Annotated in this window: 30 protein-coding genes and 1 riboswitch; of the genes, 15 read left to right on the top strand and 15 right to left on the bottom strand. The window is 68.9% G+C overall.

Annotated features, from left to right (window positions below; genetic code table 11):
* Positions 1–166: 166 nt before the first annotated feature.
* From NIBR502770_RS14100 to NIBR502770_RS14085, 4 genes are read right to left on the bottom strand one after another with little or no spacing between them, the layout of a single operon-like run.
* Positions 167–931, bottom strand: coding sequence for an ABC transporter permease (locus tag NIBR502770_RS14100; RefSeq protein ID WP_141182345.1), 765 nt, complete (start codon positions 929–931; stop codon positions 167–169).
* Positions 931–1701, bottom strand: a complete 771-nt coding sequence (locus NIBR502770_RS14095; RefSeq protein WP_141182344.1) for an ABC transporter ATP-binding protein — start codon at positions 1699–1701, stop codon at positions 931–933. The genes NIBR502770_RS14100 and NIBR502770_RS14095 overlap by 1 nt, the downstream gene beginning before the upstream one ends.
* 27 nt (positions 1702–1728) lie before the next feature.
* Positions 1729–2094, bottom strand: coding sequence for a DUF1048 domain-containing protein (locus tag NIBR502770_RS14090; RefSeq protein WP_141182343.1), 366 nt, complete (start codon positions 2092–2094; stop codon positions 1729–1731).
* A 2-nt stretch (positions 2095–2096) separates the two neighbouring features.
* Positions 2097–2447, bottom strand: coding sequence for a PadR family transcriptional regulator (locus tag NIBR502770_RS14085; RefSeq protein WP_141159501.1), 351 nt, complete (start codon positions 2445–2447; stop codon positions 2097–2099).
* 193 nt (positions 2448–2640) lie between these two features.
* Between NIBR502770_RS14085 and NIBR502770_RS14080 the strand changes: the two genes are divergently transcribed.
* The 8 genes from NIBR502770_RS14080 (at position 2641) to NIBR502770_RS14045 (ending at position 11125) form a co-directional block, all read left to right on the top strand.
* Complete coding sequence (locus NIBR502770_RS14080) at positions 2641–2997, top strand: SPW repeat protein (RefSeq protein WP_141182342.1); 357 nt, start codon at positions 2641–2643, stop codon at positions 2995–2997.
* A gap of 137 nt (positions 2998–3134) precedes the next feature.
* A complete protein-coding gene (locus tag NIBR502770_RS14075; RefSeq protein ID WP_141183439.1) occupies positions 3135–4475 on the top strand; it encodes a phosphoribosyltransferase family protein in 1341 nt (446 codons plus the stop codon).
* Positions 4472–6304, top strand: a complete 1833-nt coding sequence (gene acsA, locus NIBR502770_RS14070; protein ID WP_141182341.1) for an acetate--CoA ligase — start codon at positions 4472–4474, stop codon at positions 6302–6304. Before NIBR502770_RS14075 ends, acsA begins: the two co-directional genes overlap by 4 nt.
* Positions 6301–7362 (top strand): pyruvate dehydrogenase (acetyl-transferring) E1 component subunit alpha, encoded by a 1062-nt coding sequence (pdhA, locus tag NIBR502770_RS14065; protein ID WP_141182340.1) that lies wholly within the window; start codon positions 6301–6303, stop codon positions 7360–7362. The genes acsA and pdhA overlap by 4 nt, the downstream gene beginning before the upstream one ends.
* Complete coding sequence (locus tag NIBR502770_RS14060) at positions 7359–8339, top strand: alpha-ketoacid dehydrogenase subunit beta (RefSeq protein WP_141182339.1); 981 nt, start codon at positions 7359–7361, stop codon at positions 8337–8339. Before pdhA ends, NIBR502770_RS14060 begins: the two co-directional genes overlap by 4 nt.
* Positions 8332–9777, top strand: coding sequence for a dihydrolipoamide acetyltransferase family protein (locus NIBR502770_RS14055; protein WP_141182338.1), 1446 nt, complete (start codon positions 8332–8334; stop codon positions 9775–9777). Before NIBR502770_RS14060 ends, NIBR502770_RS14055 begins: the two co-directional genes overlap by 8 nt.
* 21 nt (positions 9778–9798) lie before the next feature.
* Positions 9799–10041, top strand: coding sequence for an acyl carrier protein (locus NIBR502770_RS14050; protein ID WP_141182337.1), 243 nt, complete (start codon positions 9799–9801; stop codon positions 10039–10041).
* 7 nt (positions 10042–10048) lie between these two features.
* Positions 10049–11125 (top strand): alpha/beta fold hydrolase, encoded by a 1077-nt coding sequence (locus NIBR502770_RS14045; protein ID WP_141182336.1) that lies wholly within the window; start codon positions 10049–10051, stop codon positions 11123–11125.
* Here NIBR502770_RS14045 and NIBR502770_RS14040 read toward each other — a convergent pair.
* The 8 genes from NIBR502770_RS14040 to NIBR502770_RS14005 form a co-directional block, all read right to left on the bottom strand.
* Complete coding sequence (locus NIBR502770_RS14040) at positions 11023–12294, bottom strand: MFS transporter (protein ID WP_141182335.1); 1272 nt, start codon at positions 12292–12294, stop codon at positions 11023–11025. The two genes, NIBR502770_RS14045 and NIBR502770_RS14040, sit on opposite strands and share 103 nt — an antisense overlap.
* A 158-nt stretch (positions 12295–12452) precedes the next feature.
* On the bottom strand, positions 12453–13853 hold the full coding sequence (locus NIBR502770_RS14035; RefSeq protein ID WP_141182334.1) for a rhodanese-like domain-containing protein: 1401 nt from the start codon (positions 13851–13853) through the stop codon (positions 12453–12455).
* 90 nt (positions 13854–13943) lie between these two features.
* Positions 13944–14243: a rhodanese-like domain-containing protein gene (locus NIBR502770_RS14030; RefSeq protein ID WP_210418870.1), complete on the bottom strand. Its 300-nt coding sequence runs from the start codon at positions 14241–14243 to the stop codon at positions 13944–13946.
* Positions 14244–14248: 5 nt separating this feature from the next.
* Positions 14249–14611 carry a thioredoxin gene (gene trxA / locus NIBR502770_RS14025; RefSeq protein ID WP_141159510.1) on the bottom strand — a complete coding sequence of 121 codons (363 nt, stop codon included), beginning with the start codon at positions 14609–14611 and terminating at the stop codon, positions 14249–14251.
* Between the two features lie 34 nt (positions 14612–14645).
* Complete coding sequence (locus NIBR502770_RS14020; RefSeq protein WP_141182333.1) at positions 14646–14942, bottom strand: rhodanese-like domain-containing protein; 297 nt, start codon at positions 14940–14942, stop codon at positions 14646–14648.
* Between the two features lie 49 nt (positions 14943–14991).
* Positions 14992–15333, bottom strand: a complete 342-nt coding sequence (locus NIBR502770_RS14015) for a rhodanese-like domain-containing protein (RefSeq protein WP_141159512.1) — start codon at positions 15331–15333, stop codon at positions 14992–14994.
* A gap of 23 nt (positions 15334–15356) precedes the next feature.
* Positions 15357–16115 (bottom strand): sulfite exporter TauE/SafE family protein, encoded by a 759-nt coding sequence (locus NIBR502770_RS14010; RefSeq protein WP_141182332.1) that lies wholly within the window; start codon positions 16113–16115, stop codon positions 15357–15359.
* The gene (locus NIBR502770_RS14005; protein ID WP_141182331.1) at positions 16112–16729 is read right to left on the bottom strand and encodes a rhodanese-like domain-containing protein; all 618 of its coding nucleotides are present in this window, start codon (positions 16727–16729) and stop codon (positions 16112–16114) included. Before NIBR502770_RS14005 ends, NIBR502770_RS14010 begins: the two co-directional genes overlap by 4 nt.
* Before the next feature lie 125 nt (positions 16730–16854).
* Here NIBR502770_RS14005 and NIBR502770_RS14000 point away from each other — a divergent pair, with 125 nt between their 5' ends.
* The 6 genes from NIBR502770_RS14000 to crcB all read left to right on the top strand — a co-directional run bounded on the left by NIBR502770_RS14000 (position 16855) and on the right by crcB (position 19917).
* Positions 16855–17112 carry a metal-sensitive transcriptional regulator gene (locus NIBR502770_RS14000; RefSeq protein ID WP_141182330.1) on the top strand — a complete coding sequence of 86 codons (258 nt, stop codon included), beginning with the start codon at positions 16855–16857 and terminating at the stop codon, positions 17110–17112.
* A gap of 46 nt (positions 17113–17158) precedes the next feature.
* Complete coding sequence (locus NIBR502770_RS13995) at positions 17159–17575, top strand: DUF302 domain-containing protein (RefSeq protein WP_141159515.1); 417 nt, start codon at positions 17159–17161, stop codon at positions 17573–17575.
* Positions 17576–17588: 13 nt separating this feature from the next.
* Positions 17589–18266, top strand: coding sequence for a haloacid dehalogenase type II (locus NIBR502770_RS13990; RefSeq protein ID WP_141182329.1), 678 nt, complete (start codon positions 17589–17591; stop codon positions 18264–18266).
* A 46-nt stretch (positions 18267–18312) separates the two neighbouring features.
* A riboswitch (Fluoride riboswitch) is annotated at positions 18313–18399 on the top strand.
* Positions 18400–18470: 71 nt separating this feature from the next.
* Entirely contained in the window at positions 18471–19019 is a 549-nt protein-coding gene (locus NIBR502770_RS13985; RefSeq protein ID WP_141182328.1) for a universal stress protein, read from the top strand.
* Positions 19019–19543, top strand: coding sequence for a CrcB family protein (locus NIBR502770_RS13980; RefSeq protein WP_141182327.1), 525 nt, complete (start codon positions 19019–19021; stop codon positions 19541–19543). Before NIBR502770_RS13985 ends, NIBR502770_RS13980 begins: the two co-directional genes overlap by 1 nt.
* Positions 19540–19917, top strand: coding sequence for a fluoride efflux transporter CrcB (gene crcB, locus NIBR502770_RS13975; RefSeq protein WP_210418869.1), 378 nt, complete (start codon positions 19540–19542; stop codon positions 19915–19917). The genes NIBR502770_RS13980 and crcB overlap by 4 nt, the downstream gene beginning before the upstream one ends.
* Before the next feature lie 29 nt (positions 19918–19946).
* On the opposite strand, the gene NIBR502770_RS13970 is transcribed toward crcB, so the two are convergent.
* Together NIBR502770_RS13970 and NIBR502770_RS13965 are read right to left on the bottom strand one after the other, a co-directional pair.
* Positions 19947–20681 (bottom strand): CDP-alcohol phosphatidyltransferase family protein, encoded by a 735-nt coding sequence (locus NIBR502770_RS13970; RefSeq protein WP_141182326.1) that lies wholly within the window; start codon positions 20679–20681, stop codon positions 19947–19949.
* A gap of 42 nt (positions 20682–20723) precedes the next feature.
* Entirely contained in the window at positions 20724–21152 is a 429-nt protein-coding gene (locus NIBR502770_RS13965) for a hypothetical protein (protein ID WP_246857286.1), read from the bottom strand.
* A 145-nt stretch (positions 21153–21297) separates the two neighbouring features.
* Here NIBR502770_RS13965 and NIBR502770_RS13960 point away from each other — a divergent pair, with 145 nt between their 5' ends.
* Complete coding sequence (locus NIBR502770_RS13960; RefSeq protein WP_141182325.1) at positions 21298–21843, top strand: YceI family protein; 546 nt, start codon at positions 21298–21300, stop codon at positions 21841–21843.
* Between the two features lie 142 nt (positions 21844–21985).
* Here NIBR502770_RS13960 and NIBR502770_RS13955 read toward each other — a convergent pair whose 3' ends face one another.
* Positions 21986–22732 (bottom strand): ABC transporter permease, encoded by a 747-nt coding sequence (locus NIBR502770_RS13955; RefSeq protein ID WP_141182324.1) that lies wholly within the window; start codon positions 22730–22732, stop codon positions 21986–21988.
* Positions 22733–22870: the final 138 nt, after the last annotated feature.

The raw sequence follows: 22870 nt of genomic DNA, 5'->3' as shown, positions 1-22870 counted from the left end.
GCTGTCTAGGGTGACCTGCCGGCCGGGATGTTGGACAGCCCGGCCGGCAGGTATTTGCTCCCCAGCGATGCCGACACTCTCGCACACCGAAACCGCGTTTCATCCGGGCACAACCTGTGAGTTGTCAGGGAATCCTGTGCCGGCGCTCCGCTATGCCTGCCCGGACTCAGCCGGTCTTTCGGCGGTAGACCAACGCCGCGGCCGCGCTGGCTGCGAAGAGTATCCCGGCAAGCCAGGCCAGGGCGGTCCAGATGCCGCTTCCCACCGCTTCCTGGGTAAACAGGGCACGGAGGGTGTCCACGATGGAGGTCACCGGCTGGTTCTCCGCGAACCAGGCCACCGGGCCCGGCATCGACCCGGTGGGAACGAACGCCGAACTGATGAACGGCAGGAAGATCAACGGGTAGCTGAAGCCGCTGGCGCCGTCCACCGTCTTTGCGAGCAGCCCCGCAATCACGGCGATCCAGGTCAGGGCCAGGGTGAACAGCGCAAGGATTCCGACGACGGCCAGCCAGGCGGCCACGGACGCTCCAGTGCGGAAGCCCATCAGCAGGGCGACGCCCACCACGATCGACAGTGCGCCGAAGTTGGCGGCCAGCGACGTGAGTACGTGCGCCCACAACACGCTGGACCGGGCCACCGGCATTGACCTGAACCGCTCAAAGATGCCGCCCTGGAGGTCCAGGAACAGCCGGTATGCGGTGTAGGCCACGCCGGACGAAATGGTGATGAGCAGGATGCCGGGCAGCAGGTAATTGACGTAAGGCCCGCCGGTGCCGGTGTTGATGGCGCCGCCAAAGACGTAGACGAACAGCAGCATCATGGCCACCGGTGTGACAGCCGTGGTGATGATGGTGTCAGGGCTGCGAAGGATATGGCGGAGTGAGCGCCCAGTCAGGATGCGGGTGTCGCTGAGGGCATGGGAATGCATCACAATTCATCTCCTACAAGTGCCAGGAAGACGTCTTCCAGCGAGGGCTGCTTCTCGACATATTCCACCGTGGCTGCCGGCAGGAGCCGCTTGAGCTCGGCCAGGGTCCCGTTCTGGATGATGGTGCCATGGTGCAGGATGGCGATCCGGTCGGCGAGGTGTTCGGCCTCGTCGAGGTACTGGGTGGTGAGCAACACCGTGGTGCCTTGGCCGGCAAGTTGCCGGATGGTGTCCCAGACCTCGAGCCGTGCCTGCGGGTCCAGGCCGGTAGTGGGTTCATCGAGGAAGATGACTGGAGGGTTTCCGATCAGGCTCATGGCGATGTCCAGCCGGCGCCGCATGCCTCCTGAGTAGGTGGAGGCCCTCCTGCCGGCGGCCTCAGCCAGCGAGAACCTGCTGAGGAGCCGGTCCGCGATGGCGCCGGCATCCGGCAGGTGCCGGAGCCTGGCCACCAGGACCAGGTTCTCCCGGCCTGTCAGGACTTCGTCCACCGCGGCGAACTGGCCCGTGAGGCTGATGGAGCCGCGCACCTCCGCCGGCTCTGCGCCGACGTCGTACCCGCCTACGGAGGCGGTGCCTGCATCCGCCCTCAACAGCGTTGAGAGGATCCGGATGAGGGTGGTTTTGCCGGCGCCGTTGGAGCCGAGGAGCGCAAAGATGCTGCCCCGCGCGACGTCAAAGTCCACGCCCCGCAGCACGTGCACGTCCTTGAACGACTTCTCGATGCCCTGCACCTGGACGGCGGGTTGCAGGGCCTGGTCAGTGGCCATGGCTGGTCCTTTCGACGTTTGGCGGGATCAGGCGTCGCCTGCGGCGGCCTGGTTGATGGAGTCCGTCAGGCGCTGCCGCTCCTTCTGGATCCACTGGCCGCCGGAATAGTTGCGGATGAAAGTTTCGGCGAATTCCACGGGGTCGTCCCCCACGACGTCGCGGACGGGGGTGCTGTTGGCGGCGGCCTGTTCGATCAGGTCAGCAAGGTCCTCCAGCATCTGCATGAGGACATCGCCCTTGACGATTGCGCCGGCATACGTGAAGTAGCGTTCGAGGGCGTCGATGGCAGTGCGGTAGCTGCCGGGCAGTTGCTCCTTGCGCGCTTTGTATTGGCGCCAGCGCTTCTTGTCCTCGAGCGGGCCGGTGACTTTTTCGAGCCATCCCTGGGCCATGGTCATTCTCCTTGTTCCGTTGGTTGGTTGTTGTTGTGGTGGAGGTGTTCGATCCGTTCGGCAAGGAAGCTCCAGGTGCTCCAGAATTCGTCCAGGTAGGTGCTGCCTGCCGCATTGAGGGTGTACACCTTGCGGGGCGGCCCCTTTTCGGAGGGGACCTTTTCCACGTCCACCAGGCCACGCTGCTCGATCCGGACCAGCAGCGCGTACACCGTGCCCTCGGCGATGTCGGAAAAGCCCTGTTCCCGCAGCCGCGCCGTGATGTCATACCCGTACGCGGGCTGCAGGGCGAGGAGGGCAAGGACCACGCCTTCCAGCGTGCCCTTGAGCATCTCGGTCATCTGTTTGCCCATGAGGTGTTCCTTAGTACCTAGTAACGCTGACTACTAGTAAATAGTAACACTGAGTACCGGGAGTGCAAGGGCCGGGTAGGTCTTTCTGCCCTACAAGCCGGACAGCGGCAGGCGTTGACTTAAAACGCGGGATGCTGGGGACCGCGGGCCGGAAACGCACAACGCGTCCCGCCCCGAACAGAAAGGAAAGTCAGTGAAAAAGTGGTATCGGTGGCAGGACTATGTAGCAGTCGCCGCCGGACTCTTCACCGCGGTGGCGGTCCTGTTCACGCGGCAGCAAAACATGTCCACCACCTTGATGCTCGCCTTCGGCGGCCTGCTGGTGGTCAGCGGAATCATCAACCTGGCAATGCCGGGAACTCCGGCCATGGAATACGTGCAGGCCGTCCTCGCAGCAGGACTGGTCCTCTCGCCATGGCTCGGGACATACACGGGCGCAACGGGTGCGGCCTGGACGTCATGGATCGCAGGGGCAGTGGCACTGGTGGTAACAGCGGTGGCCATTAAGCCCAGCACCGACCTCCGCCACACCTACCGCGTCTCGCATTAGCAGGAGGAGTCCGCCATGGCTGAGGTGCTGCGCTGCGGAGTGGGATCCGTGGCCGTTCCCGCAGCACCGGAGGCCATGGCGGACTCCGCCCGCGCGCAACTTTGGACAGACCAAACCACACACGACGGGTGACGGCGATGGTGTCATTCCATGACAGGTCCGACGCCGGGCGGCGGCTGGGAAAGCGGCTCGCCGGCCTGCGGGGACCGGATGTGGTGGTGCTGGGCCTGCCCAGGGGCGGCGTCCCTGTTGCGTTTGAGGTAGCCAAAGCCCTGGAGGCGCCGCTGGACGTGATTGTGGTGCGGAAACTGGGGGTTCCCTTCCAGCCGGAGGTGGCCATGGGCGCCATCGGGGAGGGCAACGTCCGCGTCCTGGACCCGCGCACCATCTCCATGGCCCGCGTCTCCCAGGAGGACCTGCAGCAGGTGGAGCGCCGTGAGCGCGCCCTGCTGGAAAGCAGGGTGGCGCGCTTCCGCCAGGGGCGCAGCCGCCTCGACCTCGCCGGCCGTACGGCGGTCATCGTCGACGACGGAATCGCCACCGGTTCAACCGCCAGGGCGGCCTGCCAGGTGGCACGGCAACTCGGTGCCGCAAAAGTCATCCTCGCTGTTCCGGTTGCCCCCGCCCGCGCCATCGTGGAGCTCAAGGAACCGGACGACGTCGTCTGCCTGGTCTCGCCCCAGGACTTCCAGGCCGTGGGGTACTACTACCGTGACTTTTCGCCCACCGAGGACGGCGAGGTGGTTCAGCTCCTGGACGCCGCTGCTGCTCCGGAGCATCCCAATGGCGCGTATGGGGGAGATGGCAGCCTGGAGGACGACGTCGAAATCCCCGACGGAATGGTGGTGCTGCGCGGCAGCCTCTACCTGCCGGCCCGCTGCGAAGGCACGGTCCTGTTCGCGCACGGCAGCGGCAGCAGCAGGCACAGCCCGCGCAACCGCTTCGTCGCCTCCGTGCTGCACGCCGCCGGCCTGGGGACACTGCTCCTGGACCTGCTGACCCCTGAGGAGGAGGTCAACCGGGCCAACGTGTTCGACATCAGCCTGCTGGCACGCCGTCTTTCCGCCGCCACGCATTGGCTGGAGGCGCGGCATGACGGATCCGCCGGCCGGATCGGCTACTTCGGGGCCAGCACCGGCGCGGGTGCTGCCCTGTGGGCTGCCGCCGAGCCCGGCGCCCAGGTTGCCGCCGTGGTGTCCCGGGGCGGCCGGCCGGACCTGGCAGGTCCGCGGCTTGCGGCGGTCAAAGCCCCCACGCTGTTGATCGTCGGCGGCGCCGATACCCAGGTGCTGGCCCTCAACCGGCAGGCCATGGCGGCCATGCAGGCCCCCACCCGGCTGGAGATCGTCCCCGGCGCCTCGCACCTCTTCGAGGAACCCGGCACCCTCGCCATGGCAGCCACACTGGCGGCGGACTGGTTCCGGCATTACCTCCTGCCCTCGCCTGTGGGCCGGTCCGTGCCGGAGGCCAGGGAATGAACGTTTCCGCCGGCAGACCGGCCATCGCCGCCATCGCCAAGGATGTGGCCGCCCTCAGGGTCCAGCCCAACATGCCGGATTACGACGCCGCCCGGCGGGACTTCAACTGGGAGCAGGCGCGGCAGGCGCTGGCCGGGCTGCCCGGCGGCCGCGGCGTCAACATCGCCTACGAGGCCGTGGACCGGCACGTGGCGGAGGGCCGCGGCGCCAAGGAGGCGCTGCGGTTCGTGATGGCCGACGGTGGCACCCGGTCCCTGAGCTACGGGGACCTTGCGGACGGATCCGCCAGGTTCGCCGCAGTCCTCAGGGACCTGGACGTGGGGCGCGGTGAGCGGGTTTTTTCGCTGCTGGGACGCAGCCCGGGCCTGTACACGGCGGTACTGGGCACGTTCAAGAACGGCAGCGTCTTCTGCCCGCTCTTTTCCGCCTTCGGTCCCGAACCGGTCCGGCAGCGGCTGCACCTGGGGGCCGGGCGCGTGCTGGTGACCACCAAGGCGCTGTACCGCAAAAAGGTGGCACCGGTGCGGGACACCCTGCCGGAGCTCCGGCACGTGCTGCTGGTGGACGCCGGCGGCAGTCCCGAACCCGGGACCCTGGACCTGGCAGCACTCCTGGCCCTGGCTGACCCCAGCGGAGAGATCGCAGCCACGCAGCCGGAGGACATGGCCCTGCTGCACTTCACCAGCGGCACCACAGGCACACCGAAGGGTGCCATCCACGTCCATGACGCGGTGGCAGCCCACTACGCCACCGGCCGCTTCGCGCTGGACCTGCACCCGGACGACATCTATTGGTGTACCGCCGATCCGGGCTGGGTGACCGGCATGTCCTACGGCATCATCGCGCCACTGGTGCACGGGGTCACCGCCATCGTGGACCAGGAGGAACTGGACGCAGACCGCTGGTACAGGATCCTCGCGGAGCAGCGCGTGACGGTCTGGTACACGGCCCCCACCGCCCTGCGGATGCTCATGAAAGCCGGTGCGCAGCGTGCGTCCGGCCATGACCTGTCCGCGCTGCGCTTCATCGCCAGCGTGGGGGAACCGCTGAACCCGGAGGCGGTGGTGTGGGGGCGGGACGTACTCGGCCTGCCGGTGCACGATAACTGGTGGCAGACCGAAACCGGCGGAATCATGATCGCCAACTACGCCGCCATGGACATCCGCCCCGGCTCGATGGGCCGCCCGCTGCCCGGCATCGAGGCCACCCTGGTGGCCCGCGACGCCGACGGCAAGGCGATCGTCAAGGACGGCGAGGCGGTCCTGGTCACCGAGCCGGACGCCCTGGGCGAGCTGGCGCTCCGCCCCGGTTGGCCCTCGATGTTCCGCGGCTACCTCAACGAGGATGAACGCTACCGGCGCTGCTTCGCCGGCGGCTGGTACCTCACGGGCGACCTGGCAAAGCGCGACGGCGACGGCTACTTCTGGTTCGTGGGCCGCGGTGACGACGTCATCAAGTCCTCCGGCCACCTGATCGGCCCATTCGAGGTGGAAAGCTGCCTGATGGAGCACCCGGCCGTGGCAGAAGCCGGCGTGATCGGCGTACCGGACCCGGTGGCCGGCGAGGTGGTCAAGGCCTTTGTGGAACTCAAAACCGGCAACCGGCCCACCGAGGAGCTCCAGCTGGAGATCATCGGGTTCGCACGGAAACGCCTGGGCGCCGCCGTGGCACCCAGGTTGCTGGACTTCACCACTTCCCTGCCCAAGACGCGCAGCGGCAAGATCCTCCGCAGGCTCCTGAAATCCCGCGAACTCGGCTTGCCGGAAGGCGATACGTCAACGCTCGAATCGCCGGCGGGCCCCGCCGTCCTGCAGAAGGACCAGCCATGACCAGCCTCAAAAAACAGGGCGTCGCGGACGCGGAGCATGCACTGCACCTGCTGCGGCAGATGCTGCGGGTACGCCGGCTCGAGGAGAAATGCATTGAGCTGTACAGTGCCGCCAAGATCCGCGGCTTCCTGCACGTCTACATCGGCGAGGAGGCCGTGGCCGCAGGAGTGATGGAAACCCTGGCGCCTGGGGACGCAGTGGTGGCCACCTACCGCGAACACGGGCACGCCCTCCTCCGCGGTGTCTCGGCCGGTGCCATCCTCGCCGAAATGTACGGCCACGCCGAAGGATGCTGCCGGGGCCGCGGCGGGTCCATGCACCTCTTCGATGCCGCCACCCGCTTCTATGGCGGAAACGCGATCGTGGCCGGCGGGCTGCCCCTCGCCGTCGGCCTGGCCCTTGCGGACCGGATGGCCGGCCGCCAGCGGGTGACCGTCTGCTTCTTCGGCGAGGGGGCCGTGGCTGAAGGAGAGTTCCACGAAAGCATGAACCTGGCCGCCCTGTGGCAGCTGCCGGTGCTGTTCTGCTGCGAAAACAACCTTTACGCCATGGGAACCGCGCTGGGCCGCTCCGAATCCCAGACCGACATCGCGCTCAAGGCCGCCGGGTACGAGATCCCCGCCTGGGCAGTGGACGGCATGGACGTGCTGGCCGTGGAGGAAGCCGCCCGGCGTGCGGTGGAGGCGGTGAGGTCCGGCGGCGGTCCGCACTTCCTCGAGCTGCGCACCTACCGGTTCCGCGCCCACTCGATGTTCGATCCGGAGCTGTACCGGGAGAAATCCGAGGTGGCCCAGTGGATGGAACGGGACCCCATCAGCCTGCTGCAGGGTTCCATGCAGGCGGCGGGACAGCTGGCGGAGAAGGACTGGACCGACTTGCAGGCGGACGTGGCCGCAGAGATCAGTACCGCCGTCGGATTCGCCGAGAACGGGACGCTGGAGCCGGTCTCCGAGCTCGGCCGGTTTGTCTACAGCGACCGGCCGGATGACGGCAGTGCGGGCAGCGGCGGGGGTCCGGGCCATGGGGAGACGACTGGGAAAGGCGGGGCTGCACGATGAAAACCACATACCGGGAAGCCATGCGCGCGGCCCTCCGCGACGCCATGCAGCGCGATGACCGGGTGTTCCTCATGGGCGAGGACGTGGGCCGGTACGGCGGCAGCTTCGCCGTGAGCCTGGGCCTCCTGGAGGAATTCGGGCCGGAGCGGATCCGCGACACGCCGCTGTCCGAGTCCGGGTTCGTCGGCGCGGGCATCGGCTCCGCGCTGGGCGGGATGCGTCCCGTCGTCGAAATCATGACCGTCAACTTCAGCCTGCTGGCGCTGGACCAGATCATCAACAACGCCGCCACGCTGCTGCACATGTCCGGCGGCCAGTTCAACGTGCCCATCGTGATCCGGATGACCACCGGCGCCGGCCGCCAGCTCGGTGCCCAGCACTCCCACAGCCTGGAGGGCTGGTACGCCCATATTCCCGGGCTCCGGATCCTGGCCCCGGCCACCCTGGCGGACGCCCGCGGGATGCTGTGGACCGCGTTGCAGGACCCGGACCCGGTGCTGATCTTCGAGCACGGCTCGCTGTACAACGTTGCGGGGGAGCTCGACGACGACGCCGGCGCCGTGGACATCGACAAGGCAGCAGTCCTCCGGCATGGGGACGGCCTGACCCTCGTCACCTACGGTGGCACGCTGCCCATGGTGCTGGAGGCCGCGAACCGGCTTGCCGGGGAGGACATCGACGCGGACGTCATCGACCTCCGCACCCTCCGCCCGCTCGATGCCCACACCGTCGTGGACAGCGTGGCCAGGACGCACCGGGCCGTGGTGGTGGATGAAGGCTGGCGCAGCGGCAGCATCTCCGCGGAGATCGCGGCCCGGATCTGTGAGCAGGCCTTCTTCGACCTCGACGCGCCCGTGGAACGGGTGTGCAGCCTGGAGGTGCCGGTCCCGTACGCCAAGCACCTTGAGCAGGCAGCGCTGCCGTCCGTGGAGCGGGTCATGGCCGCCGCGCGAAGGGCCGTGGGGGCCAATGGCTGAGTTCCGGATGCCGTCCCTGGGCGCGGACATGGAGCACGGCAAGGTGGTGGAGTGGCTGGTCAAACCCGGGGACTACGTCCACAAGGGCGATATCGTGGCGGCCGTGGACACGGACAAAACAGTCATGGATATCGAATCGTTCGAGGAAGGCGTAGTGGCCGAGTTCCTGGTGGACCTCGGCGACACCGTGGACGTTGGCACCCCCATTGCCCGGATCACGGCCACTCCCGCTGAACTTCCGCCCGCCCCAACCCCGCCCGTCCCGCAAGCGGACGCCCCGTCCCCGAAGGCCGCGCCGCCGGTGCGGCACCTGGCGCACACGCTGGGGGTCGACGTCGGACGCATCAGCGGCAGCGGCACGGACGGCGAGGTGACCAGGGCCGACGTCGAACGCGCCGCCGCGGCAGCACCCGGCACCAGCGCCGGTCCTGCCCCCGCCGTGGCCCCGGAAGCGCCGGCGGGGCCAGCGGAGGACACGGCCCACCGGGTCCGGTCGTCGCCGCTGGCCCGGCGGCTGGCGCTGGAACTCGGGGTCGACCTGGCGGGCATCCCAGGAACGGGCCCCGGGGGTGCCGTGACCGAGGAGGACGTGCTGGCCGCCGTCCCGCCCAGGGAACGGGCACCCCAGGGCACCCGCGCGGACAAGCCGGCGGCAGCACCGCCGTCGGCCGTTCCAGCGACGGAACCGGCCACGCCGGATCTGAAGGCCCCGGCGCCACCCGCGCCCCAGCCGCAGCTGGCGTCCCACCCCGGCAGGAAGGACGCCGGCGGCAAGGCCGAAAGCCTGCGCCAGGCGATCGGTGCCCTGATGTCCCGCTCCAAGAAGGAAATCCCGCACTACTACCTCTCCACCACCCTGGACCTGGCGGCGGCCATGGCGTGGATGCAGGCGGCGAACCAGCAGCGCCCGGTTTCGTCCCGGCTGGTGCCGTCGGCCCTGCTGCTGAAAGCCACCGCGCTCGCGGCCAGGGAGGTGCCGGACATGAACGGGTTCTTCACCAGGGGCGCCTTCCAGGCCAGCAGCAGCGTGCACCTGGGCGTGGCAGTCGCCTTGCGGCCCGGCGGGCTGGTGGCCCCGGCCCTACACGACGCCGACACATTGACGCTCGATCAGCTCATGGACCAGCTGCGCGACCTGGTGGGCCGGGCCAGGGCCGGCCGGCTGCAGCGCGCGGAGATGGCCGACCCCACCATTACCGTGACCAACCTGGGGGACCTCGGCGTCGAGAGCGTGTACGGCGTGATCTATCCGCCGCAGGTGGCCATGGTGGGGTTCGGCAAGGTGCTGGAGCAGCCGTGGGCGCACCACGGGATGCTGGGTATCCGGCACGCGGCCATTGCCACGTTGTCAGCGGACCACCGGGTGAGCGACGGCCTGCGCGGCGGGCGGTTCCTGGCCCGCATTGACGAGCTGCTGCAGAAGCCCGGGGACCTGTGAATCCGTAATCGAGGAGGAACCGTGAACGAACAGGACGCACGCCAGGCGGTGGAGGCCGCGATCGGCAAGGTCGCCCCCGACGTCGAGCCTGGAGACCTGGACAGCGGTGCACGCCTGCGCCAGGACCTGGAGCTGGACTCACTGGATTTCCTCCGCCTGGTGGAAGTCATTGCGGAATCCACGGGCGTGGATATCCCGGAGGCGGACTACCCGGACGTGGCCACGGTGGGCGGCCTGGTCCTGTATTTGGCCGGGCACGGATAGAGCTGCCATGAAGCCCCGGAGGCCGCGGCGCTGGCTTCGCCGCCTGGGCATCCCGGCACTAGTTGTCCTGGTGCTGCTGATGGCCTCTGCGTTGGCCAATGTGGCCCTGGAATCGCGGGAGAAGGCGACCATCCCTTCCTACGGGGAGCGGATAGCGGTGGCCGGGGGGTGGTTGAACGTGGTCCGGAACGGGAGCGGGGCCGGGCGCCAGGGTCCGCCCATCGTCCTGCTCAGCGGCCTGGGAACTGCCGCCCCGGGCCTCGACTTTGCCCCGCTGATGCGCGAACTGCACGACTTCGACGTCTTGGTGGTGGAAGGCTTCGGTTATGGCTACAGCGACCTGGAGGCCAAGGCCCGGACCAACGAGAACATCAGCAACGAACTCCACGAGGCCTTGTCAAAGCTCCAGCTCCGCCAGCCTTACGTCCTGGCGGGCCACTCGATCGCCGGGTTTTACCTGCTGGACTACGCCAACCGGTACCGCCCGGAGGTGGCCGCGGTGGTGGGCATTGACGCCACCATCCCCAAGCCCGGAGACCACCCGGTGGCGGAACCGGAGCCCGGCATCAACTGGGTGAAGCTCCTGGCCTCCACGGGGCTGGTCCGCGTGGCTGCCGCGGTGGCTCCGGGGATCTTCGATCCGGACAGCCACGCCTATTCGGATGAAGAGCTGCAACGGATGCGCACCATGATGCTGTGGAACCTCGGCAATCCGGCGGTGGCGGATGAAACCGGGCGAATCGGCAACAACGCGGCGGCGCTCCGGGGAGCCACCTACCCGGAGGACCTGCCCGTGCTGGCCTTCATCGCCGATGAAGGGGACGGCAGGGCGGCCGCGAAAACGGCTGCAGCGGAGGAACTCCTCAAGAACGTCACACTGCACCAGGTGCTGCCCCTGCCGGGCGGCCATTACCTGCACTGGACGCAGGCAGGGCGGATGGCGGAAGAGATCCGGCGGTTCCTGGCCCCGGCCGACCTGTACTACCCCATGACGTGGTCGTTCCCGCGCATCCGGACGGCCACCACGACGCCGGAGGCGGCGGTGAGCACCGCGACGGCGGCGATGGCTGCGGGGATGCCGTAAAGGTCTGCAAGGACGCCTGACAGGAGGGCGCCCACGGCGAAGCCACCGTCGCGCCACAACCGGTAGACGCCCACGGAGCGGGCCCGCCAGGCCGGGTGGGCGACGTCCCCGATGGCGGCAAGCAGCGTGGGGTAGACCAGGGCGGTGCCCAGGCCAAGGACGACGGCGGCGGCGAGCCAGGGCCCGAAGCTGTGGGCGGACGCGGTGATGCCCAGGGCCACGGCCTGGACCAGCATGCCGGCCGTGATGAACCATTTGCGGCCCCAACGGTCCGACGCGGCGCCGGTGGCCAGTTGCGCGGCACCCCAGGCGGCAGGGTAGGCGGCGGCGAGGATGCCGATCTGGCCAAGGTCCAGCCCGGCACCGGCGAACAGGACGGGGAAGAGGCCCCAGGCCAGGCCGTCGTTGAGGTTGTTGACCAGGCCCGCCTGGCTTGCTGCCGAGAGGGAGCGGTCTTTGAAACTGGTAAGGGTGAACACCTGGCCGGTGGTGAGGCCGGCATGGGCGCTGCCGGAGGCGGCAGCGTGCTGGACGGCCTCGGTCTTGGCGTGGTGGTGGGTTTCCCTGACGGCCAGGACGGTCAGTCCCAGGCCGAGGGCGATATAGGCCGCGCCGAGCAGGAACGGGGCGGGGCGGAGGCCATAGGCGGTGGCCAGGTAGCCGGTGGCCAGCGCGGTTGCGGCGACCCCCAGGTAGCCGGCGGCCTCGTTGAACCCCATGGCCAATCCGCGTTGCCGGGGGCCCACCAGGTCCATCTTCATGATCACCGCGGTGGACCAGGTCAGTCCCTGGCTGACGCCCAGCAGGACGTTGGCCGCCACGATCCAGGCCCAGGACGGGCCGACGATCAGCATGAGCGGCACCGGAACCGCTGCCAGCCAGCCGGCGACAAGGACCGGCTTGCGGCCGTACCGGTCCGAGAGGGTGCCGGCGAAGTAGTTCATGGCGGCCTTGGACAGGCCGAAGGCCAGGATGTACGTCAGTGCCCCTGTGTAGAGGTCCAGGTGGAACTCCTGGGTGGCCAGCAGGGGCAGGACGGTGCGTTCCTGGCCCAGGGTGCCGCCCACCAGTGCGTTTACGGCCACGAGCAGCATGAACTGGGCCAGGTTCTGCCGCAGGCCAAGTACAGGCCCGGCCGAACCGGTTGCGGGAAGTGTCCTGCCTTGCATTAGCTGTTCCATTCCATGCGGGGTCATTGGTGGGGACATGAAAGTGGCCCGGGCGTGTGGGGGGAACGCCCGGGCCGGGCCCGGATACGCGGGGGACGCACCGGACCGGAGCCCGGGCAGGAGGTGGGTCCTGCCCGGGCGGTCTGTGGGTGTCCTGGTCAGACGGCGGGGACGCTGTTCTGCCAGGCGTTCCAGGCGGCGTAGCTGCCATCGAGTTCGACCATGTCGTACCCGGCGCGGCGCAGGGCGCTGGCGGCTACGGAGTTCCGGACGCCGGACTGGCAGTAGGAGACGATGGTGCCGCCGGCCGGCAGCTCGTCGAGGTGCCACATGAGGCGGCCGCCGCTGAGCTGGTAGGAACCCGGGACGTGCCCGGCCTTGTGCTCGGTCTTGTTGCGTACGTCCAGGACCATGGCGGCGTCGAAACCTTCGAGTTCCTCCGGCTGGATCAGCTTGGGGGTGAAGGTGGGCAGGCCCTCGATGCTGGTGAGGTAGCCGGCCACGTTGTCGATGCCCACGCGGACCAGGTGGTCCCACATGTCCTGGGCCTGGTCCTGGCCGTTGGCCAGGAGCACCAGCGGGTTCTTGTCGGTCTCCGGGTTGACCACCCACGCACCGTAGCTGGCCACGGACTTGCCGGCCGGTACGTTCAGGGACCGGACCACGGTGCCCTGGTGGACTTCGCCGTTGGAGCGGGTGTCGATGAAGGTCAGGGTGTCCTCTGCCAGGCCTGCGGCAACGATCTCCGTGGACAGCTCGGGCAGGGGAGTGCGCTCGCCCATGACGGCCGGGCCTTCCCGGTTTTCGCGCTTCATGCGGGCGAAGTAGGCGTGTGCATCGGGCTGGCCGTCGAGGAGCTCGTTGATGAAGCCCTGCTCGTCGTTGGCGGCCAGGTAGGGGCCCCACCAGGCGTAGAGGCGCTCGTAGCCCACCGTCGAGGAGGGGATGGCGCCCAGGGCCTTGCCGCAGGCGCTGCCGGCGCCGTGGGCGGGGTGGACCTGGACGTAGTCCGGGAGGGTGAGGAACTTGTCGCGGAGGCTGGCGAAGAGCTGCTTGGCGCCTTCGAAGCGGGTGTCCACGCCGCCGGCTGCCTCGTCCAGCAGGTCCGGCCGGCCCAGGTCGCCGGAGAACACGAAGTCGCCGGAGAGCAGGTAGCCGGGCTTGTCGCTGAACGCGCCGTCGGTCACCAGGAAGGACAGGTGCTCCGGGGTGTGCCCGGGGGTGTGGACCGCCTTGATGCTGATGTTGCCGAGGGTGATGGTGTCGCCGTCGTAAAGCCGTTCGCCGTCGAATTCGTACTGCCAGTCGGGGCCGCCCTCGCCGGAAACGTAGATCTTGGCGCCGGTGGCCGCGGCCAGTTCGCGGGTGCCGGAGAGGTAGTCGGCGTGGATGTGGGTCTCGGTGACGGCCACGATCTTCATGCCGTTCTTCGCAGCCAGGTCCTGGTACACGGCGATGTCGCGGCGGCCGTCCACCACGATCGCTTCGCCCTTGGCCTGGCAGCCGATCAGGTAGCTGGCCTGGGCGAGGTCTTCGTCGTAAATGCGCTCGATAAGCATATGGTGCTCTCCTTCAGGTGAAAGGGGATTGGGAGTTGTTCTGAATTCAGTATAGATACCCCCGGGGGTATCCCGCAAGTGCACTGCGGCCTAGGCGGAGGTCCTGCGGGAGAGCCTTGGCAGCAGGCGTTTGAGGCTTGGTGCTGCGTGCCTTTGTGCGGGTGGGGGAGGGTCTGTGGGGGTGTGGTTGTAGATGACGGGGTGGCCTGCCCGGTACCACTCGGTGATCCCGCCGGCCACGTTGACCGCGGTGTGTCCGCGGTCCGTGAGGAGGCGTGCAGCCTGGCTGCTGCGTTTCCCGGAGCCGCACATCAGGTGGAGCGTGGCCTGGGGCCACACCAGTGCAAGCTGGTCCGCCGTGACGGTGCGGAACGCCCAAGGGGCCGTCATGGTTCTCAGGCGTGCTGGTGGCCGGCCTCGGCGCGGAGCTTGTCCATGTCCAGGTTCTTCACGGCCTGGATGACTTCCTCCAGGCCGGTGGCGTTGAGCGCTCCGGGCTGGGAGAAGACCAGCGTCTTGTCCTTGAAGGCCATCAGGGTGGGGATCGAGGTGATGTTCGCTGCCGCGGCGAGCGCCTGTTCGGCCTCGGTGTCCACCTTGGCGAAAGTGATGTCCGGGTGCCGTTCGGCGGCGGCGCCGTACGTGGGGGCGAACATGCGGCAGGGGCCGCACCAGGCTGCCCAGAAGTCAACGAAGACGATGTCCTTGTCCTCCAGGGTCTGGGCGAAGGATTGCTCGGTGATGTCGATGGTTGCCATGATCTGTCGTGTCCTTTCGGGCGGAGTTTGCTGGTTAGGTGGTGGGGAGTCCGGCGCGGGTCCAGGCGGTCATGCCGCCGGCCATGGTGTCGGCTTTGTATCCGGCGCCGTTGAGGGCATCGGCGACGGCGGCACTTCGGTTGCCGCTGCGGCAGACGGCGATCACGGGGACGGCCGGGTCGAGCTCGCCCAGGCGGGCCTGCAGCTGGCCCATGGGGATGTGGAGGGCGCCGGGGATCACGCCCTCGGCGACCTCGAAGTCCTCGCGGACGTCGAGGATCCGCGCGGTGGAGCGGCGCTGATCGGTTTCGTTGATGGTGATTTCAGCCATGGTGGTTCTCCTTCGAAGTGGTGTGTGGCTGGAGCTGGTGGGGGTGTTGCTAGCGGACGGGTTCGCCGGCCTGGCGCCAGGCGGCCATGCCGCCGCGCACCGAGTAGGCGTCGTATCCCTTTTCGGCGAGGAGCCGGGCCGCGGAGGCGGAGCGGACGCCGGAGGCGCAGACGGCAATGACGGGCCGGGCCCTCTGGATCCCGGCAGTGCTGGCCTGCAGCCGGTCCAGGGGGACGTGCTTGGCCTGCGGCGCACGGCCGGTCCGCCATTCCTGGGCGGACCTGACGTCGATGAGCGTGGCCCCGGAACCGAGGAGTTCCTTGGCCTGCGCTACGGAAATCGTCTTGTAGGGCTTGCTGAAGGCCTTCTTGAGGGAATCGATGAGTCCCATGATGTTTCTCCTCTATGGATGGGTCAGGCGGTGACCGTGCCGGCGGTGACCCACGCCGCGACGGCGAAGATGAGGACCGCGAAAGAGATGCGGATGTGCTTGTCATGCAGGTGGCGGGCAAACCGGGCCGCAACCACCGATCCCACGATCGCGGGGATGGCGAACGCCAGGGTGGTGGCCCAGTCGATGGTGTAGCCGGCGGCGTGTGCGCCAAAGCCTGCGGCCGAGTTGACCACGATGATGGCCAGGGACGTTCCCACGGCCTGCTTCATGCGCAGTCCCAGGAAGATGGTCAGCGCGGGGGTGATGAGGAAGCCGCCGCCCACGCCGAGGAGTCCGGTGAGGAACCCGACCAGCAGGCCCACTCCCACGGCTTTGGGGGCGCAGGACCGGAAGGCCCGGTTCGGCCCGGTGCTGCAGGACCCCTCGCTTTCGCGGGGCTTGCTGAGCATCCGGATGCCCGCGGCCACCATGATCCCGGCGAAGGCCAGCATCAGGATGTTCGGGTCCAGCAGCTTGCCCACGGCCGCACCGGCCCAGGCTGCCGGGATGCCGGCACCTCCCACCAGTGCGATCACGGGCCAGTTCAGGCCTTCCCGCAACCGGGGGAGCAGGGCTGCCAGCGAGGAGATTCCCACCACCAGGAGGGAGGTGGGAATGGCCTGGGCGGGGCTCATGCCCACGCCGTACACCAGGGCCGGAACGGCAATGATGGACCCGCCGCCGCCAACTACGCCCAGTACGACGCCGACGACGAGCCCCAGACCCAGGGCCGGGATCATGCCGCTGCGCCCTCGTCAGCCGGCTGCGCGGGGAACTGCAGGATGGCGCTTTCGCGGGTGGGCTCCTTGGCCGCCTTGTTCCAGGGCATGGCCGAGAGGGCCTTGCCCATGGCGCAGGTGTTGGTCGCGGCCGAGAACGTTAGCCCGGTGCCGATGGCACCGGCCAGCATGCGGACCTTCGGGGAGACGAACTTGCCGCCGGCCAGGCCCAGCATCACCAGGGAGCCGGCGGCCAGGCGGACCTGGCGCTCCAGGTCCCAGCGGTCCTTGCCCTTGACCACATCGCCGCCCGCGGCCGCGAATCCGGGAACCCCGCCGGTGAGGACGTAGGCCGTGTAAAGGCCAACAGTGGCCATGCGCTGGCGGGCCTGTTCGGCGCGGACGCCGGACTGGCAGACCAGGACTACGCGGCTGCCCAGCCGGGCGGCGAGTTCGTCGGTGTGCTCGGAGAGCAGCGGAAGCGGCACGTTGTAGGAGCCGCGGATGTGCATGGATTCGAATTCAGCGGCGGAGCGCACGTCGATCACCACGAGGTCCTGGTGCTCCTTGATCCAGGACTGCAGGGCCTCAGGGGCGAGTGCGGTAACGGCTGTTGCTTTGGAAGGGGACGTCATGGATGGCCTCTCGGAAGGGGTCGGGTGGATACCCCACCGAGTATTGCAGATACCCCCGGGGGTAGTCAAAACACCCATGGGGGTATATAGTTGGACGCAAGCCCACCACCTATGGAGACCCCTTTATGGAACTGAACCCAACAGAACTCACGCCCGTGATCAACCGCCTTAAGCGGGCACAGGGCCAGCTTGCCGCCGTCACCCGGATGCTCGAGGGAGGCCGCGACTGCAAGGACGTCGTCACCCAGCTGGCGGCCGTCTCCAAAGCCCTCGACCGTGCCGGCTTCGCCATCATCGCCACGGGTCTTGAGCAGTGCATCGTCCAGAAGGACGAAACCATGGACCGGAAGGACCTGGAGAAGCTCTTCCTCTCCCTCGCCTGAACAGCCCCGCACCACAACTGACCGCCCGGCAATTCCAAGGAGCATCATGACCTACACCCTGGCCACCACTGTTTCCCTTCCCTGGGCGGAGGCGCTGGAGCGCACCCGCGAAGCCCTCGCTGCCCAGGGGTTCGGGATCCTGACCGAAATCAATATCCGTTCCACCTTCGAAGCCAAGCTTGGCTCCGAGGCCGCGGACGCCGTCGGCGATTACGTCATCCTTGGCGCCTGCAATCCTTCCCTTGCCAGCCGCGCCCTGGCCGCCGAGCCGCAGATGGGCGCCCTGCTGCCCTGCAACGTGGTGGTGCGCCGGAACAACGCGGCGGATGTAACCACGGTGGAGGCCATCGATCCCCAAGCCATGGTGCAGCTCAGCAGCGCGCCTGCCGTCAAGGACGTGGCGGACGACGCCGGCACGCGCCTTCGGAAGGCCCTGGCCAGCCTGGGCAAGGCGGACGGGTAGCAAAGGGGAGACCATGCCGGAACCGCTTGTCATCGTCTTTGACGTCAACGAGACACTCTCGGACATGGGACCGCTCGCGGACGCCTTTGAGCAGGCCGGTGCGCGGCGGGAACTGGCCAGGCTCTGGTTCGCAACGCTGCTGCGGGACGGTTTCGCCCTCGCCGCCAGCGGCGACAACCGGGCCTTCGCCGCCATTGGCGCCGACGCCCTCCGCGCCCTGCTGGAAGCCGAACGGGTTTCCGGGGACCTGGACGCCGCCGTCGAACGCGTCATGGCCGCAATGCAGGACCTCTCCCTCCACCCGGATATCCCCGACGGTGTACGCGCCCTGGCCGCGGCCGGGCACCGGCTGGTAACCCTGACCAACGGCGCGGCCGCCAACACGGACAAGCTGCTCGTGGCCGCGGATATCCGGGACAGCTTCGAGCTGCTGCTCTCCGTGGCGGACGCAGCCGCGTGGAAGCCCGCCAAGGCCGCTTACCACTATGCGGCAGCTTCCGCCGGAGCGGACCCTTCCGGGATGCTGCTGGTCGCCGTCCACCCCTGGGACATCCACGGGGCAGCCCGGGCCGGACTGCGGACCGCCTGGATCAACCGGACGGGCTCCCGGTACCCCTCCTACTTCCAGGAGCCGGACATCGTCGTCGCGGCCCTGACCGAACTGCCGGACGCCCTCGCCGCTGCCCTGTAAGACCCGGCCGCACGTGGTGGCGGGCGGTGCGGAAGAACCTGTAGTCTCTGTTCACGGTGATGGATCCCGCCGGAAGGCCCGCGCAGGTGCGCGGTCTTCGAACCGCCGCCTGGCTGATGGTTCCTGCCTTTGCTGATCCGAAGGTAGGTGGCCCGTGCCCGCAGCCGGCCCAGTCTTCCTGCCCCGGCCCGACCAGGAGAGCCCATGACTGAGCCCGAGAAACCACAAGGCCCCGCCGGTGCCGTGCCCTACGTCCCCCGGAAGATCAGCGGTCCGGTGCTCATGGGCGTGGTGCCGGGCCAGCCGCTCGCGGTCGCCCACCGTGCCGCCGAACTGGCGTTCAGCCTGGGCGTGAAACTTGTCTGCGCCTACGTGGACGTCACCACGTACCTGGCGGAAGAGCCCGACGGCAGTGTGGAAGCCCGCCCCATCGACCCCGACGGGATCGACGACGACATCGAAGGGATCAGCGCCTCCATCGCCGGGGACCTCCGCGAAGCTTTGGGCGCCAGCGGGATCGACTGGTCCTTCGTGACCCTGGCGGGGGACCCGGCCCGGGCACTCGGACGGCTGGCCGAATCCACTGATGCCTCCGTCATCGTGGTGGGCACCCGGGAACGCGGGCTCGGCGCGCGGTTCGAGGAACTGCTGGTGGGATCCGTTGCCGTGCACCTGACCCACCGCCAGCACCGGCCCGTCCTGGTGGTCCCGCTGGCCCCGCATTCCAGGCGCCAGCCGAAGGCGGGACGCTGATGGAGCAGCCCGTCCCCAGGACCGAAGCGCAGGACGCAGCAGACCTGGGAACCCTGGGCGGGGCGCGCGTCCACCGGCCGGTCCACCTGCACCCCGGGTTTGTCCTGGTGGTCATCATCGGCGGAATCTTCGGCGCGCTGGCCCGCTACGGGGTAAGCGGCGTCCTGCCCGCACCGGGCGGCTGGCCGCTTCCCACCCTGGCCATCAACCTGGCCGGTGCGTTCCTGCTCGGCGCCTTGCTGGAGGCACTGGTCCGCCGGGGGCCCGACGCCGGCCGGCTGAGGCTGGTCCGGCTGCTGGTGGGCACCGGGTTCATGGGCGCCTTCACCACCTACAGCACCCTGGCCGTGGAAGCCACCACCCTGGTCAATACCGGCCGCAGTGCCGATGCCGTCCTCTACGTCGGCGCCTCCGTGGTGGCCGGCGCGGTGGCAACCGTCGCGGGCATCCGCCTCGCAGCAGCCCAGCACGGCCGCACCACCCGCCGGCCGGGGCCGGCCGCCGCGAAGGAAGGACGCCGGTGAGCCCCCTGGCCATCATCCTGCTGGGACTCGCGGGCGGCCTCGGAGCCGCCACCCGCTTCGTGGTGGACGGGCTGGTGCGCACCAAAATCAGGACCGCGCTGCCGGTTGGCACTATCGCCATCAACGTCACGGGATCGTTCCTGCTGGGCCTCCTCGCCGGCGCCGTGATCGTGCACGCGGCCCCACCCGAGCTGCAGGCCATCGCCGGCACGGGGTTCCTGGGCGGCTACACCACCTTCAGCACGGCCAGCTTCGAAACAGTCCGCCTGGTCCAGTCCCGCCGCACCGGGCTGGCACTCCTCAACGCCGTGGGCACCGCGGTGGCCGCGGTGGGCGCCGCGGCCGGCGGCTTCGCCCTCGCGGGCCTGCTCTGACGGCACCGGATGCAGCGGCCCCAGGCCGGCTAGGAAATTCCGGCGGGAACTTCCCGCAGCCCGGCACGGTGCAGGCGCTCCAGCTGGACCACGTCGCGGGTAAAGGACACGGCGAGCAAACCGAGGGCCAGCGCGGGAACCAGGCCCGCGGCCAGGACAGGGACGCCCGGGAGCAGGGCAATGAGCAGCGCAAACGGCTGGAACGCCCCGATGGCCTTGCGGGACACGCTGGCCGGCAGCACCGCGCGAAGCTGCGGCCGGAGCAAGCCCGCGGCCACGAAGGCGTAATACATGGCCCCGATGGCCAGCGTCCACGGGCCGGCCACGGGAGCGGCTCCGACGGACAGCACCAGCACCAGGGCGGCGTCGGTGGCGGAATCGAACCGCGCTCCGGCGGCCGAGGAGGTTCCGGTGCGCCGCGCCACCACGCCGTCCAGCCCGTCCAGGAGGAACGCCGCGGCACCCAGGAGGGGCAGGAGCAGGTCGGTGCGGCGGCCCGTGAACAACTGCGGAACCGCCAGCACCGCGCACAGGGCCACCAGGATGGCGCGCAGCAGGGTCACCCGGTCCGCCGGCGTCGAGAAGCGTGGAATCCGCCGCAGCACCGAGCCGACGGCGGCCCCCGTCACCACTGCTCCCGCGCACAGGCCGGCCAGTTGGAGGAGCAGTCCGGACGGGGACACGGACGTCAGCACCAGGGCCGAGAACACGTACCCCGAAACGGCCCCGAAGGCGTCCGGCACCGCCCGCTCAGCCCCGCTCATCGCCCACCTCCCCTCGCATGCTAACAACGGCCGGGGTGGTGGTCACCGCCGGAAGCGCCGGGACCGGACTCCTGCGCCGGCGTCGGACGTTCCCCTGCGGCGGCCGCGGACCAGGCCGGCAAGCGCCAGGAGGGCCCCGGCTCCCTCGGCAACGGCGCTGAGGGATTTGGAGAAGAACCAGACGGGGTCGTACATGGCCGGGATCGGTCCGATGGCAGGGATGTCAACGTACCGGTACAGCACGACGGCGGCGAACGCGCTGAGGGCCACCACCAGGGCCACGGCATAGGCAGCCCTGCTGCCGCGGACCAGGACGTAAACGCCTGCCACCAGCGCGGCCGCCGCTTCGAGCAGGAACAAGGTGCCCTGGCTGACGGTGCCCGGCTGCGTGTTCTGGTAGCCCGGGGCCAGGAACAGGTGCACGCCGGCATCGATGAACAGCGCCAGGGCGGTCAGTAATCGTAGAGCCACGCTTATGTATACGCCCGAAGTTCCCTTCCGGTTCATTCGGCCCTGTTCTCGTTGTGGGATTTAGGGGGAATATTAGGGGCATCCGCAGTCTTGCGCCCTTTAGCGGGCAGCCGAGCCTGCGGCCCTACGAGCAAGGAGAATGACAATGACCCTTCCCAAGGACATCACGCCGGGAACCTGGACCCTGGACATGTCGCACAGCGAGATCGGCTTCAGCGTCCGCCATGCCGGGATCAGCAAGGTCCGCGGCCGCTTCACTGAAGCCCAGGCCGAGGCACGCGTGGGCGAGTCGCTGGCTGACTCGTCGGTGCACGCCACGGTCTCCACCGCAAGCTTCGACTCCGGTGACGCCAACCGCGACGCACACGTGCGCGGCGCGGACTTCTTCGATGTCGAGAAGTATCCCGAGATGACGTTCCGCGGCACCTCCATCGAAGGGGACGGGGAGGATTACACCCTGACCGGGGACCTGACCATCAAGGGCGTGACCAAGCCTGTGGAGCTGGAGGTCGAATTCACCGGCGTGGCCGTTGACCCGTTCGGGGCCACCCGGGCCGGCTTCTCCGCCGAGACCGAGATCAGCCGCAAGGAATTCGGGCTCACCTGGAACGCGGCGCTGGAAGCCGGCGGCCTGCTGGTCAGCGACAAGGTGAAGATCAACCTCGAAGCGGCCCTGGTCAAGCAGGCCTAATCCCGCAGGTTCCCGCCGCGCCCGTTACTTCTCGACGCGCGAAAACGCCGGGGCTACCGGAATATCCGTAGCGCCGGCGTTTTGGCGCCGCGGGAATGCCTTTGCGCAGCGGAAATGGATTTGCGCCGGGCCACGCGGTGGCCTACAGCGGGTCGGGGCGGACCTTGACGTTGCCCAGTGAACGGATCAGGGCCACGGCGGTAATGGACCCGGCTGCCATGATCGAGGCGAGCACCACCACCTGGAACCGGCCTGCCTCGAACGGGGAGGCGCCGCCGAAGATCGCCCCGACGAAGGCTCCCGGGAGGGTCACCAGGCCGGTGGTCTTGGTCTGGTCCGTGGAGGGAATCAGCGCCGAGTGCACCGCCTGCCGGGCCTGGACCAGGGTTGCCTGCCGCGGCGTGGCACCCAGCGCGAGCCACCCCTCCACCTGGTCCCACTGCTCCACCACCGCCTCGAAGAACCGCCTTCCGGCCAGGGTGGCGATGGTCATGGAGTTGCCAATCACGATCCCGCCCACCGCCAGCGCGTACCGGGGCGAGAACTCAATGGCGCCGGTTCCAAACACGACGGCGACCGTCACCAGGATCCCGGCGGCCATGGTTCCGGCCACCAGCCCAAAGCGCCGCCAGGACCAGGTGAGGCGCCGCGTCGCGGTCACGGACGCCACGCTGAACATCACCAGCAGGGCCGCCCCCACCCACAGCGGGTTGCTGATCACGCCGCCCAGCACCAGGCTGATCACGGCCAGCTGCGCCGCGCCGCGCAGGATGGCCAGGGCAGGGGAGAGGTACGACGGCGTCCGCGAGCCCCACAGGATGCCCACCGTGAGTGCCGCCAGGATGGCAATGGCCGCCAGGGTGGGCAGCGGGGCGGCAAAAAAGGACATCCTGCCAGCTTACTGAGCGCCCGCCGTCGTCCCTTCCCAGACGCCCCATCACTTTTGGCACGTTTTCCTGTGACGCCCCATCACTTTTGGCAGGTTTTCCTGCGACGCCCCATCACTACCACCGCTCCCGCAGGCCGG

The sequence above is a fragment of the Pseudarthrobacter sp. NIBRBAC000502770 genome, from assembly GCF_006517815.1.
Lineage (GTDB): Bacteria > Actinomycetota > Actinomycetes > Actinomycetales > Micrococcaceae > Arthrobacter > Arthrobacter niigatensis.
The sequence above is the reverse complement of the archived record's forward strand: the minus strand, read 5'-3'. Positions and strand labels throughout refer to the sequence as shown.

What these genes read in the sequence shown, in the direction of transcription:
- NIBR502770_RS14100 (WP_141182345.1), bottom strand. Translation starts at nt 931, where the DNA reads ATGCATTCCCATGCCCTCAGCGACACCCGCATCCTGACTGGGCGCTCA.
- NIBR502770_RS14095 (WP_141182344.1), bottom strand. Translation starts at nt 1,701, where the DNA reads ATGGCCACTGACCAGGCCCTGCAACCCGCCGTCCAGGTGCAGGGCATC.
- NIBR502770_RS14090 (WP_141182343.1), bottom strand. Translation starts at nt 2,094, where the DNA reads ATGGCCCAGGGATGGCTCGAAAAAGTCACCGGCCCGCTCGAGGACAAG.
- NIBR502770_RS14085 (WP_141159501.1), bottom strand. Translation starts at nt 2,447, where the DNA reads ATGGGCAAACAGATGACCGAGATGCTCAAGGGCACGCTGGAAGGCGTG.
- NIBR502770_RS14075 (WP_141183439.1), top strand. Translation starts at nt 3,135, where the DNA reads ATGGTGTCATTCCATGACAGGTCCGACGCCGGGCGGCGGCTGGGAAAG.
- acsA (WP_141182341.1), top strand. Translation starts at nt 4,472, where the DNA reads ATGAACGTTTCCGCCGGCAGACCGGCCATCGCCGCCATCGCCAAGGAT.
- pdhA (WP_141182340.1), top strand. Translation starts at nt 6,301, where the DNA reads ATGACCAGCCTCAAAAAACAGGGCGTCGCGGACGCGGAGCATGCACTG.
- NIBR502770_RS14060 (WP_141182339.1), top strand. Translation starts at nt 7,359, where the DNA reads ATGAAAACCACATACCGGGAAGCCATGCGCGCGGCCCTCCGCGACGCC.
- NIBR502770_RS14055 (WP_141182338.1), top strand. Translation starts at nt 8,332, where the DNA reads ATGGCTGAGTTCCGGATGCCGTCCCTGGGCGCGGACATGGAGCACGGC.
- NIBR502770_RS14045 (WP_141182336.1), top strand. Translation starts at nt 10,049, where the DNA reads ATGAAGCCCCGGAGGCCGCGGCGCTGGCTTCGCCGCCTGGGCATCCCG.
- NIBR502770_RS14040 (WP_141182335.1), bottom strand. Translation starts at nt 12,294, where the DNA reads ATGCAAGGCAGGACACTTCCCGCAACCGGTTCGGCCGGGCCTGTACTT.
- NIBR502770_RS14035 (WP_141182334.1), bottom strand. Translation starts at nt 13,853, where the DNA reads ATGCTTATCGAGCGCATTTACGACGAAGACCTCGCCCAGGCCAGCTAC.
- NIBR502770_RS14030 (WP_210418870.1), bottom strand. Translation starts at nt 14,243, where the DNA reads ATGACGGCCCCTTGGGCGTTCCGCACCGTCACGGCGGACCAGCTTGCA.
- trxA (WP_141159510.1), bottom strand. Translation starts at nt 14,611, where the DNA reads ATGGCAACCATCGACATCACCGAGCAATCCTTCGCCCAGACCCTGGAG.
- NIBR502770_RS14020 (WP_141182333.1), bottom strand. Translation starts at nt 14,942, where the DNA reads ATGGCTGAAATCACCATCAACGAAACCGATCAGCGCCGCTCCACCGCG.
- NIBR502770_RS14015 (WP_141159512.1), bottom strand. Translation starts at nt 15,333, where the DNA reads ATGGGACTCATCGATTCCCTCAAGAAGGCCTTCAGCAAGCCCTACAAG.
- NIBR502770_RS14010 (WP_141182332.1), bottom strand. Translation starts at nt 16,115, where the DNA reads ATGATCCCGGCCCTGGGTCTGGGGCTCGTCGTCGGCGTCGTACTGGGC.
- NIBR502770_RS14005 (WP_141182331.1), bottom strand. Translation starts at nt 16,729, where the DNA reads ATGACGTCCCCTTCCAAAGCAACAGCCGTTACCGCACTCGCCCCTGAG.
- NIBR502770_RS14000 (WP_141182330.1), top strand. Translation starts at nt 16,855, where the DNA reads ATGGAACTGAACCCAACAGAACTCACGCCCGTGATCAACCGCCTTAAG.
- NIBR502770_RS13995 (WP_141159515.1), top strand. Translation starts at nt 17,159, where the DNA reads ATGACCTACACCCTGGCCACCACTGTTTCCCTTCCCTGGGCGGAGGCG.
- NIBR502770_RS13990 (WP_141182329.1), top strand. Translation starts at nt 17,589, where the DNA reads ATGCCGGAACCGCTTGTCATCGTCTTTGACGTCAACGAGACACTCTCG.
- NIBR502770_RS13985 (WP_141182328.1), top strand. Translation starts at nt 18,471, where the DNA reads ATGACTGAGCCCGAGAAACCACAAGGCCCCGCCGGTGCCGTGCCCTAC.
- NIBR502770_RS13980 (WP_141182327.1), top strand. Translation starts at nt 19,019, where the DNA reads ATGGAGCAGCCCGTCCCCAGGACCGAAGCGCAGGACGCAGCAGACCTG.
- NIBR502770_RS13970 (WP_141182326.1), bottom strand. Translation starts at nt 20,681, where the DNA reads ATGAGCGGGGCTGAGCGGGCGGTGCCGGACGCCTTCGGGGCCGTTTCG.
- NIBR502770_RS13960 (WP_141182325.1), top strand. Translation starts at nt 21,298, where the DNA reads ATGACCCTTCCCAAGGACATCACGCCGGGAACCTGGACCCTGGACATG.
- NIBR502770_RS13955 (WP_141182324.1), bottom strand. Translation starts at nt 22,732, where the DNA reads ATGTCCTTTTTTGCCGCCCCGCTGCCCACCCTGGCGGCCATTGCCATC.